Origin of the sequence: Cuniculiplasma thermophilum (assembly GCF_052315355.1) — an archaeon.
Taxonomy (GTDB): domain Archaea; phylum Thermoplasmatota; class Thermoplasmata; order Thermoplasmatales; family Thermoplasmataceae; genus Cuniculiplasma.
Genome location: NZ_JBLSDF010000004.1, coordinates 45590 through 56336, shown reverse-complemented (window position 1 = coordinate 56336; position 10747 = coordinate 45590). Strand labels below are relative to the sequence as shown.

The following is a 10747-nucleotide window of genomic DNA, read 5'->3' as shown; positions in this document are numbered from 1 at the left end:
TATCACAGTAACACTCTCCTTTGAGCACTATTCATACATAGTCGGTTCATTTAATCAGACAAATGTCAATGTAACAGTTAACGGTAAAAACTTCACAGTAACATCAGGCAAGTTCATGTATAAGACAACTGCAGGAACATACTCAGTAGAAATATCAGAAAAGGGATACATTACTGTATACAAGAACTTCACATTACAGGCAGGACAGACAGTGAATATAAGTGCAAATCTCAAGAAGGAACCTGTACAGAATACAGATGAAATATACTATGTATTGGCAGGAGTGATTGCAGTCATAGTAATTGCAACCGCTGTGATCCTATACACAAGGAAATTGAAGTAAATCGGAAAAAATATAAAACCAAATTTCCACAATTATTCAAAACATTATTTCATTATAACTAAATCTGTCATTTTACATCTTATTTTTATTATTATGTTCTGGGATGCCTAAATTAGAAGTTTTCTGTAAATCTATTTGTTGTTGTAAACACCTATCCAAATCTACCCATTTTGAGTCATTTCATGGTTACACTTTAATATATATAAGGTTCTTGTATCGTTTCATTTGCCGTATCAATTGTCTCATTTAGCAAATGGAAACAATTATGATGATCCAGTTAATTGTGTCGGCAATTTGAAGTGCATAGGTGAAATGATCTCCTAAAAATAACTATAGTTGCAAGCAATAAAAGGTTATTGAGATCAATTCAAATAAGCAAACGCAGGATAGTATTCCGAATTTTGTGCAACAATAACATAAAATCATTCCCTCATCAATGGATAAATTTCATGAAACACAATATGATGCTCCCTAAGAATGTAAACGCATTGGATGAAATCAGGGAAATGTTCCAAACGAGGTATCCTTCATGATTACACACCCATGAAAATTCTCAGGTCAGCCTTCTCTTGTTACATCCTTAATGTTACTGCATTTGTGAACATATCCTTAGAATCATGGCGGAATATCCATTCTCTGCCATTTCGCAAACACGCATAATCATTTAAAGATGAAAGCTGACAGCAGAGTGTATAAAGATATTGGCACTCAAGAAATGGGAGTTCATCAAATAGACTCATGTGTAATCAAGCCATGCAGGACATTCCATTTCTCCACCAGCCCTGATACCTTGTTCTGATTTATTGCTGGATTCTCGTACTTCAACTCATTTTCTTTTTTTAATTATCTTGAGTATGATCCTGATGGGATTTCTCATTTTGCATACATGTGCAGACTTTCCTAATCCCTTTCTTTCCTTAACTGAATCCTCATATTCCCTTACCTGTTTTTTTGAATATCATAACTGTATCCACAGCTATCGAGAAAACACATAGTGCTGTCTTGTAACTTACCTGGAAGTATCTTCTCTCGTCTTTATTGCGCTTGTAATGACACCGAATGATGGGTACAGAAAATCAATAGGAGAGGAGATCACCATGCTTAATAAAAATCCCATACATGCAATCCTCCCAATGCATGGCATATCCATACCGGCAACAGACATATTCGGGAAGAGGGATCTGAGGAACATTGAAGTTCAGTCATCCAGAATTGGAAGCATGGAGAAAAATTGAAAGAATCCTTCTGTAAAACATATTTATGATGCTCTCCATGAAAATGGAATTTGACAAGGGCTCTGACAGTCTTACAGAACAAAGGAGGAAATCAATGTCACTGAAAGTAAAGAATGCACCAAGACACAGAGATATATGGAGAAAAGATATAAACGGAAGGCCGATAAACCTTTTTCATAGAGGTCAATATTTGGGAAGCTGTGTATCCAAAATCATTTTGCAAATACCCAAAAATTTGTTAAAAATATACTATAATAATTACAACTCAACATATTTTTTTAGAGAAGATCGAAGAAATGAAAATACCAAAAAATTAAAAGAAAATCTAACAAAATTAAAGGAAAGTGAAAATCAGTAGGTTCTGAAAATAAACACTTTGCAATCCATTAAAAACTCAATATTTCCAAGATAAGCCGCTGGAGGGATTTGAACCCCCGACCTGCTGATTACGAATCAGCTGCTCTACCTCCTGAGCTACAGCGGCATTCAATTTTTTCCATCAAGTAAAAGGCAATGCCTGATGGAATTTTGGGATAAAAATATGTGGATTTAGCAGGCAGAAGTTTTCCTTTCTGAACTATTTCATAGAACTTCTTTTTTTCCCAAACGGGCATGATTAATCCTCCCCTATTGCGGTTTTTTTCAATTTCTTCATTTAATTTTTCAAGCCTTGAGGTGTATTCCAGATGTAAATTTTCCTTTTTTCCCTTACCTAAATTAAGAAATTCATCAATAATGTAAACATCCTCATACTGTTTCATTTTTTCCTTCTTTTTGAGCACAATTGTACTTTCCATGTTTACAAGCGATGGTGCTGGTACTTTCCCCTCGCCCTCAAATCTATGAAAATCATAAAATTTTGAAAGGTCCTCATACACACCATCCCAAAGGTCGAATATTCTGTGAACCTCACCAATTCTGGTAGAGTCTGCCTCTATGGAAGTAACATAAACCATAATCTTATTCCATAAACCAGATGTCTCACGCATGAGTTCGTTCATTGCCCTGTATCTGTGATGACCATCGGCAATTATGGTCACTCTCTCCATAAGGTCTTCTCTCATTTTTCTTATATACTCCTCTTCGTTGACTATACATATGTCATTCCAGGTTCCCTTTGGTTCTTCGTAGGATTTTGCGCAACCCTTTTTCTTCATTATTTCCCATAGTATGGAGTGGAGGTCCGGGGAATCAACAACTGTAAAAACAGGTTCAGTTTGTGCACTGAGTTTCAATATATGTCTCTTTCTCTGCTGCACATATTCAGGAATTACATTTTCGTGTTCCAGAAACTTATTTTCAGGCCTTGAAATGTCTACAACTCCTATCACACCGAGTCTCTCAAAAAAAGACCCATTGCTGGAATATCTCTGTCTCAGTATGATAAGTGATTCTCTTTCAAAGCTTTTAAGAATGCCCTTATTAATCCAATCCTGCAATCTTTCCTTGCACTCATCGTCTTCAAATAATGACAGGTTCATAATATTATAGGGGTTTTTCCTTAATTCCGTTATTTCGTTTTCTGTAAGAGTGTCAAATGGGGGTGAAATGACATCTCCAAGCCCAGTCTCGTATATAACAGGTTTAAACGTATCAAGTCTCAAAATATTCCACCGTTCATATTATAGTATCAAGGACAGACAGGTCATCCATATAACCCGCTTCTCCCTTTGGAGTTTCCATTATCATGGGTATGTCAAAAAACTTACTATCGTTGAGCAGAAGTGAAAATCCCTTTGCCCCTATCTTTCCGAGGCCTATCTGCTCATGCCGGTCGGTGTGTTCACCCAACTCCTTTTTACTGTCATTTAAATGAAATCCCATTATTTTTTCAATTCCAACTGTATTTTTAATTTCATCAATCATACTTTCGTAGCCCTTTCCATTTGTGAAGTCATAACCTGAGGCCCAGGCGTGACAGGTATCAAGACAAATTCCCACTTTGTTCTTGTATTCTATCCGATCTATTATTTCCCCTATTTCCAGAAAGGTCTTTCCAACACTATTTCCCTGTCCTGCGGAATTTTCTATCAATACGGTTACTTTCTGTTCCTTATTTATCACATCATTTAACATGGCCGCCACGTTTTCTATTCCTATTTGCAATGTTGCCTCCTTGAATGATCCTGGGTGAAATGTCAAAAGTTCAGCACCTATTTCATCGCATCTTTCTATTTCAGTTCTGAAGGCCTCTCTAACTTTATCCCTCAGTTCCTTATCGCTGGATGCCGTATTTAGAAGGTAAGAAGCGTGAACCATTACACTCCTTATTCCCTTGGAATTTCTATTTTCCTTGAATTTTTCCGGTACTTCTGGAGGAATGGCCTTAGCCTTCCATTGCATCTGGTTCTTTGAAAATATCTGATATGTTCTGAAATGGAATTTCGATGCACTTATCGGTGTATTTTCAATTCCAACAGTGGTTGAGAGATGACCACCTATTAGATGTGTTTCTGTTATTTTCACTCCATACCACCAGATATGTGAAAATCACTGCTGTCTATGATCATCTGAACAAACTGGTAAACGTGCATTGCAAGAGCCGGATTATCTGTATAACCACAGGCATTAAGGTCCGGGCCTGCAAGAAGTGCCCTGGTTCTGTCCGAAACAATATCTGTTGCGATCAGCCCCTCCTTTCTGAAAGTCTGAACGCTTGGAGGGACTCTCTTATTTGGCGGTGTAACAAATATTACCTTTACTCCCCTCCTTATGGCATTTTCTATATTTTTTTTCATTTCCAGTCGCATCTCTTTTACCATTGGGGTGCATATGTACAGTTCATTTTCTGCAAGATTGATCATTTCCGATATTTTGTTCATCACCCTTGTCCTTCCATATATTGTATAAACAAGCTGTGGATCACCCTTTGACGGAAGTTCTTCCTGCATCATCCTCATCTCAGAGAAAAGTTCCTGGACCCTCATATCTATCTTTTTTCTTAGAGTTTCAAGATCCTCGGGTTTGAACATCTTTGGTCTCCCCTCAGTCTCCTTTGCGTATCCCTTTTCCACAAGGGATTCCATGACCTTATAGGCCGAGGTTCTTGGAATTTTGGCAGTATCAGCTATCTCATCTGCATTGGCCACACCGTGGTATACAAGTGCTGAGAAACCTTGAGCCTCATAAGCTGAAAGCCCGAATAGTTTCAACATCTCTGCGACCTTCTCAAGCCTGGATGTTGTAGTTTCCATAGCTAAATATGTCACAATTATTAATATTGTTTTCTCCTTTTTACCTGTTATTTTACAAATACAATTAGCATTTTATTATGTTTCAAAACTAATTTTCTCACATGATTTAAGTGAATGCATTTCCCTTTAAAAGATATTATATAAAAAGGGAAATTCCCATGTCATGGAAAGAGAGGAAAGATTACGGGCTCTTATAGACAATGACAATTTCATGAAGCGTTTTAAAATAGAATTGCTGGAAACAAAGGAGGGATATGTAGATTTTAAGATTCTTATAGAAGAAAATATGCTGAGAATGGGGGAAATTGTAAACGGTGGAATTATTCTTGGCCTATTTGACATAGCAGGAGCACTTACCATATTCACCCTGGAAGGAGTCGTTAATGGTTTTACAATCTCCTTGAACACAAATTTTATGAGGTCCCTGTCAGGTAATTATGCCAGAGTTGTTTCGGAACTAAAATCCCATGGCAAAACACATGCATTTATTCACATGAATATGTATAATGATGAGGGTGAAAATACGGCTGTGGCTAACGGAGTGTGGGGCATATACAGGTAAGGAAATCCTATAATTTACTTGAGGGTTACAGAATCTTTATTTCCGTAGGTGGTAGCATATCTTCCTATCGAACACCAGATATAATTCGTGATCTCAGGAGGGAGGGTGCAGAGGTCCATTGTATTCTATCTCCGGTAGCCGAGAAAATGATAGGCGCTCAGGCCCTTGAATGGGCATCTGGAAATGCTGTGATAAAGGAACTAACAGGAAGAATGGAACACATAACGTTCTTTGAAAATAATGACAAGCGCAATATTCTTCTGATGTGTCCTGCTACGTACAACCAGATTGGGAAGATAGCAAACGGTATAGCCGATGGCGTTGCAGAAACCTTTTTTTCCAATGCAATTGGCATGGATATCCCCGTAGTTGTAGTTCCTGCAATGCATCTTGAGATGTTCAGAAATCCTGTAAATTCAAGAAATATTGATTCTCTGAAACAAATTGGTGTTAAAATTGTGGAACCGAGGATAGAAGATGGAAAGGCCAAAATAATGTGGTCTGAGGAGATAATTGACACCATTCTTCAGAGGGAAGAGAGAAAAAAATCCATTCTTATAATATCCGGAACAAGCGAACTGAAGATTGATCCTGTCAGAAGTCTGATCAACAGAAGCTCAGGCTTTACGGGCATTTCTCTGGCCAGAGCCGCAAAAAGAGACGGTTTTAGCAGAATAGTATATCTGGGAAATTCAAATTACCGGGTACCCCTGTATTGCCAGTGGATTGAGGCACATGACATTGATGATTTTTATTCAAAGACAAGGGAGCTTCTTGCAAGGGAAGAATTCGACTATATTGTAATTCCCGCAGCACTTTCAGATTTCAAATATGAATCCAGGGATAAGAAGATTGAAAGCAAATCAAATGTTACAATAACCCTTGAACCAAGGGAAAAACTGATAGTACACATTCTGGAAATATCTAAAAAATGGAAGAAGAGACCAAGGATAGTTCGTTTTAAATTGGGTGAGGATGACTTTACACCAAGTAATGATTCAGACTACATGACCATACTAAATCTTGTATCTGATAAGCCCTTTCAGGAGGTAAGCAACAGATATTCCATTTTCAGGGGCAAGGAAAGAATTATGAACCAGATAATGAATAAGATAGAGCTGGCAGATTTTATCATAAGGGAGATGCAGAATTGATGAATACAAGATTGACTATTGGGGGTTTCCAGATTGGTCCACTGGAAGAGGAGGAGATGCTGAAGAAGCTGGGAGAACAAAATTTTGAAGGCCTTGATATTGTAGTATTTCCTGAAAGATTCATTGTAGACACATTTCACTCTTTCACTGATTCCAGGGCGGCCAAAATGCTCAGTAATATTTCTAAGGGGAGAATTGTAGTTGGAGGATCTATTCTGGAAAAGACAGAAAAAGGGATTTTTAACAGGTCATATGTATTTGTAAACGGGAAAGTTATGGGTTATCAGGATAAAATCGTGCCATTTGATAGGGAAAATGGCCGTGTCGAAAGGGGTAAAATCATAAACATCTTCAAAACACCTGAAATAACATTTTCAGTCCCCATATGTTACGATATAGATTTCCCATTTTATGCAAAGATAAGTTCAATGAAAGGTGCAACACTCCTGATAAATCCATCCCTGATAAGAAGTGATTTTCACAGGGAATGGCATCTCTATATTAAATCAAGGGCTCTCGAGAATAGAATATGCGTAGTATCAGTTAATTCCAACAATCCAAACTTTGGAGGCGATTCTATATTCGTTGACACCTATGAGGAAAATAATGGTGTTAGACTTCTGGCTCTCGAGGCTCTGAACATGGATAGGTTCACAACTGTATATTCAGAAGGTAAGGTCGATCAGAAGAGAGAGCAGAGAAAGATGGAAGACCCCGGTTATTACTCATTTCCCTCAAAGGAAATTGTTTATAAGTGAACATACCTCATCCGGGTGGGAAACGTGTGTTGTATGTCCCCCATCCTTTATAAGATGCATCTCTGAGTTTGCTATCCCATTGTGTAATATATCACCGTACTGGACAGGTATCATTCTGTCCTTCTCTCCCCATATTATGAGTGTTCTTTTGTTTATCTTTCTCAGCATGTCATCAGTTATTTTGAAATCTCCCTTTCCATTGTTTCTCAGCATGTTTCTGATTGCCATCTCATTGTTCCCAGGATTCATTTTCATAATTCTCATTATAAACTGATCTTCATTCTCTCCACCATATTCGCTCACGGTAGGGTTTGTACCAGCACTGCTGATCAGTATGAGCCCTTTACTTCCTCCATACTTATATTCGTGATAAAGGCTGACCCATCCGCCATAGGAGTTTCCTCCAACATAATACTCATCAATGCCTAAATTCTCAATAAGTTCCTGTATGGCATCGGCCTGAATACCCACAGAAATATCTCTGGGGATATACGACTTCCCATGACCAAGCAGGTCAGGGAATATGAGTCCGTAATTGCTCTTTATGCATGAAGCGATCTTCAAAAAGTTATTCCCCATGCCTCCCATACCATGAAGCAGTATAATGAAAGGTTTCCCGTCTTTTTTTAAATAGGAAATTTTCCCTTCACTGGTCTCAACATAAAACCTATTCATATAAAAACATTATTGCGCCATTGGATAAAATATTCACATTTCTTTTTAATCCCAATAAGTTAAGGATAATTCTATAACGAATTTCGTAATCATCTATATTGTCTATGAATAATCTTTTTATATACTTCCTCATAAAACAGATGTGAAAGAAACAAAAAAACTTGTTTATATGTTTGAAGAGGGCAACAAGGACATGGCGGGGCTCCTTGGTGGTAAAGGGGCTGGTCTGGCGGAGATGAGAAGGATAGGTCTCTCTGTTCCACCTGGATTTACCATAACCACCGAGGCATGTATACTCTTTCAGAAATCGGGAAAGTTTCCTGAGGGAATGATGGATTCCGTTATGGAGGCACTTTCAAAAGTGGAAGAAGAAACAGGAAAGAAACTTGGAAGTGATACAAAGCCACTCCTTGTGTCTGTGAGATCGGGGGCACCTATCAGCATGCCTGGTATGATGGATACAATTTTAAACGTGGGCCTGAACGATTCCACAATTAAAGGGCTTATCAGTTCATCCAAAAACAAAAGATTTGCACTTGATTCTTACAGAAGGCTCAAACAGATGTTTGGTACAGTTGTAATGGGCATTGAGCACGAGAAATTTGAGGAAGAGATTAAGAGGATAAAGGAGAGAAAAGGAAAGAAAGATGACATAGAACTTGATGAATCGGAAATGGAGGAAATAAACAGAGCATTTGATCATATTTATAAAGAAGAGGGCATGGAATTCCCGCAGGATCCAATGAAACAAATGACTCTCGCCATAGAGGCAGTATTCAATTCATGGAATTCCCCAAGAGCAAAGGTATACAGGGAGATAAATCATATACCTGAAACACTTGGAACAGCCGTAAATATTGTTTCCATGGTTTTTGGAAATATGGGTGAAGACTCAGCCACAGGAGTCGCGTTCACAAGAGATCCAAATACGGGCGAAAAGGTTCTCTTCGGCGAATTTCTGCAAAATGCGCAGGGGGAGGATGTGGTTGCAGGAATCAGGACACCAAGAAAAATCTCAGAAATGGAGAGAATATTGCCCGAAGCCTATAGGGAATTTGTAAAAAGTGCTGAGATACTGGAAAAGCATTACAGGGATATGCAGGATATGGAGTTTACCATAGAAAGGGGTAAATTCTATATGCTCCAGACAAGGAGTGGAAAGAGGAGTGCAAAGGCAACCGTAAGGATAGCAGTGGAGATGGTTGAAGAATGTCTCATAAGCAAAGAGGAGGCCATAATGAGAGTAACGCCGTCAACATTGGATATACTCTTCCATCCCCAGGTCAGAAAAACTGGAAAGGAAAAGATACTGGGCCACGGTCTTGCAGCGTCGCCTGGAGCAGCCATTGGAGCAATAGTCTTTTCATCAGACAGGGCCGTCGAGCTTTCAAAGGAGAGGAAAAAGGTCATACTGGTAAGGCCGGAGACTACAGCTGACGATGTCCGGGGAATGTCAGTTTCGGAAGGATTTCTGACACAGAAAGGGGGAATGACGTCACATGCAGCAGTGGTTGCAAGGGCCATGGGAAAGCCTGCTGTCGTGGGTGTCGAATCAATGAATGTTAACGTGAGGGAGCGTTCACTATCAATAGGAGATACGATCCTCAGTGAGGGAGATGTGATCACGGTTGATGGAACAAATGGGGAATTTATTCTCGGCACCACTGAACTTGAGGAGGCTCAGTCCGGTACTCATATAGAACAGCTCCTGACATGGGCCGATCAGTTCAGGAAAATAGGTGTAAGAGCCAACGCCAATACTCCAGAGGAGGCAATAATGGCAAGAAAAAATGGTGCGGAAGGCATAGGTCTGGCTAGGACAGAGAGGATGTTCCTTGGTGGTGAAAGGATAGGAATAATGAGGGCAATGATAATGAGCAAAACCCTTGAAGACAGAAAATTATTCCTGAGCAAGTTGCTTCCAATGCAGATACACGACTTCACTGAATTCTTCAGAACAATGGAAGGATTTCCTGTAATTATAAGGCTTTTGGATCCGCCATTGCACGAGTTTCTGCCTGACAAGGAAGAGGTACTTAACTCAGTTCATTCCATGAAGCTGAAACTCAGAAATATTTCAGATGCAAAGGAAATGGATGAAATTTTATCAAGGATCTCAAGTGAGACAGAAATGCTTGAAACCATAAGGTCTCTGGAAGAGTTTAATCCTATGCTGGGTTTCAGAGGATGCAGATTGGGCATTGTTTTCCCGGAAATTTATGAAATGCAGGTCGAGGCAATAATTCGTGCATCTCTCAACGTTATGTCTGAGAAAAAACAGATATTCCCGGAAATAATGATACCTCTCGTAGGTACTGACAAAGAGCTTTCCATACTCAGGGAGAGGCTCGAGAAGGTTGCAGTTAACACAATGGGACACAGGAAGGTGGATTATAAATTTGGGACCATGATTGAGATTCCCCGTGCTTGTATAACGGCAGATAAGATCGGAAAGTATGCAGATTTCTTCTCCTTTGGAACAAATGATCTGACTCAGATGACATTTGGATACAGCAGGGATGACGCAGAAGGGAAATTCATGGCAAAATACCTTGAGGAGGGTGTACTTCCAGGAGATCCCTTCAGAACAGTGGACTTTGAAGGCGTGGGTGAACTAATGAAAATGGCTGTGGAAAAGGGAAGAAAGGGGAACAAATCTCTCGAGGTAGGAATATGCGGTGAACAGGGAGGAGATCCTGAAACTGTGGAATTCTGCCACAGGATAGGTCTGAACTATGTATCTGCATCGCCTTTCAGAATTCCCATAGCAAGGCTCGCCGCTGCAAGAGCGGCACTGAAGGATGTAAAAAAGGAATAATCTAAAAT

11 protein-coding genes and 1 tRNA gene are annotated in these 10747 nt (G+C 39.3%); 7 read left to right on the top strand and 5 right to left on the bottom strand.

The window, feature by feature from the left end; genetic code table 11:
- The 3 genes from ACNF42_RS01340 to ACNF42_RS01330 form a co-directional block, all read left to right on the top strand.
- A partial coding sequence (locus ACNF42_RS01340; protein WP_443338064.1) for a PEGA domain-containing protein occupies positions 1 to 343 on the top strand: 343 nt, incomplete at its 5' end.
- A 1097-nt stretch (positions 344 to 1440) separates the two neighbouring features.
- Positions 1441 to 1578, top strand: a complete 138-nt coding sequence (locus ACNF42_RS01335) for a hypothetical protein (RefSeq protein WP_443338062.1) — start codon at positions 1441 to 1443, stop codon at positions 1576 to 1578.
- A gap of 43 nt (positions 1579 to 1621) precedes the next feature.
- Entirely contained in the window at positions 1622 to 1936 is a 315-nt protein-coding gene (locus tag ACNF42_RS01330) for a hypothetical protein (RefSeq protein WP_443338060.1), read from the top strand.
- A 53-nt stretch (positions 1937 to 1989) separates the two neighbouring features.
- Here ACNF42_RS01330 and ACNF42_RS01325 read toward each other — a convergent pair.
- The 4 genes from ACNF42_RS01325 to ACNF42_RS01310 form a co-directional block, all read right to left on the bottom strand.
- Positions 1990 to 2062 (bottom strand) — tRNA-Thr (locus ACNF42_RS01325).
- Positions 2025 to 3182: a DUF1015 family protein gene (locus tag ACNF42_RS01320; protein ID WP_443338069.1), complete on the bottom strand. Its 1158-nt coding sequence runs from the start codon at positions 3180 to 3182 to the stop codon at positions 2025 to 2027. Before ACNF42_RS01320 ends, ACNF42_RS01325 begins: the two co-directional genes overlap by 38 nt.
- A gap of 13 nt (positions 3183 to 3195) precedes the next feature.
- Complete coding sequence (locus tag ACNF42_RS01315; RefSeq protein ID WP_443338057.1) at positions 3196 to 4044, bottom strand: deoxyribonuclease IV; 849 nt, start codon at positions 4042 to 4044, stop codon at positions 3196 to 3198.
- Entirely contained in the window at positions 4041 to 4772 is a 732-nt protein-coding gene (locus tag ACNF42_RS01310) for a TrmB family transcriptional regulator (protein WP_443338054.1), read from the bottom strand. The genes ACNF42_RS01315 and ACNF42_RS01310 overlap by 4 nt, the downstream gene beginning before the upstream one ends.
- A gap of 163 nt (positions 4773 to 4935) precedes the next feature.
- On the opposite strand from ACNF42_RS01310, the gene ACNF42_RS01305 reads away from it, so the two are divergent.
- From ACNF42_RS01305 to ACNF42_RS01295, 3 genes are read left to right on the top strand one after another with little or no spacing between them, the layout of a single operon-like run.
- Complete coding sequence (locus ACNF42_RS01305; protein ID WP_443338051.1) at positions 4936 to 5334, top strand: PaaI family thioesterase; 399 nt, start codon at positions 4936 to 4938, stop codon at positions 5332 to 5334.
- Complete coding sequence (gene coaBC / locus ACNF42_RS01300; RefSeq protein WP_443338049.1) at positions 5316 to 6488, top strand: bifunctional phosphopantothenoylcysteine decarboxylase/phosphopantothenate--cysteine ligase CoaBC; 1173 nt, start codon at positions 5316 to 5318, stop codon at positions 6486 to 6488. The genes ACNF42_RS01305 and coaBC overlap by 19 nt, the downstream gene beginning before the upstream one ends.
- Positions 6488 to 7246: a carbon-nitrogen hydrolase family protein gene (locus tag ACNF42_RS01295; protein ID WP_443338047.1), complete on the top strand. Its 759-nt coding sequence runs from the start codon at positions 6488 to 6490 to the stop codon at positions 7244 to 7246. The genes coaBC and ACNF42_RS01295 overlap by 1 nt, the downstream gene beginning before the upstream one ends.
- Here the strand turns inward: ACNF42_RS01295 and ACNF42_RS01290 are convergent.
- Positions 7223 to 7921 (bottom strand): alpha/beta fold hydrolase, encoded by a 699-nt coding sequence (locus ACNF42_RS01290; RefSeq protein WP_443338045.1) that lies wholly within the window; start codon positions 7919 to 7921, stop codon positions 7223 to 7225. The genes ACNF42_RS01295 and ACNF42_RS01290 overlap by 24 nt on opposite strands.
- A 169-nt stretch (positions 7922 to 8090) precedes the next feature.
- On the opposite strand from ACNF42_RS01290, the gene ppdK reads away from it, so the two are divergent.
- Positions 8091 to 10739, top strand: a complete 2649-nt coding sequence (gene ppdK / locus ACNF42_RS01285) for a pyruvate, phosphate dikinase (protein ID WP_443338067.1) — start codon at positions 8091 to 8093, stop codon at positions 10737 to 10739.
- Positions 10740 to 10747: the final 8 nt, after the last annotated feature.

Bases quoted from the DNA above. Each gene is read 5' to 3' on its own strand.
- ppdK (WP_443338067.1), top strand. From the start codon at position 8,091: ATGTTTGAAGAGGGCAACAAGGACATGGCGGGGCTCCTTGGTGGTAAA.
- ACNF42_RS01335 (WP_443338062.1), top strand. From the start codon at position 1,441: ATGCTTAATAAAAATCCCATACATGCAATCCTCCCAATGCATGGCATA.
- ACNF42_RS01305 (WP_443338051.1), top strand. From the start codon at position 4,936: ATGGAAAGAGAGGAAAGATTACGGGCTCTTATAGACAATGACAATTTC.
- ACNF42_RS01330 (WP_443338060.1), top strand. From the start codon at position 1,622: ATGGAATTTGACAAGGGCTCTGACAGTCTTACAGAACAAAGGAGGAAA.
- ACNF42_RS01295 (WP_443338047.1), top strand. From the start codon at position 6,488: ATGAATACAAGATTGACTATTGGGGGTTTCCAGATTGGTCCACTGGAA.
- ACNF42_RS01310 (WP_443338054.1), bottom strand. From the start codon at position 4,772: ATGGAAACTACAACATCCAGGCTTGAGAAGGTCGCAGAGATGTTGAAA.
- ACNF42_RS01290 (WP_443338045.1), bottom strand. From the start codon at position 7,921: ATGAATAGGTTTTATGTTGAGACCAGTGAAGGGAAAATTTCCTATTTA.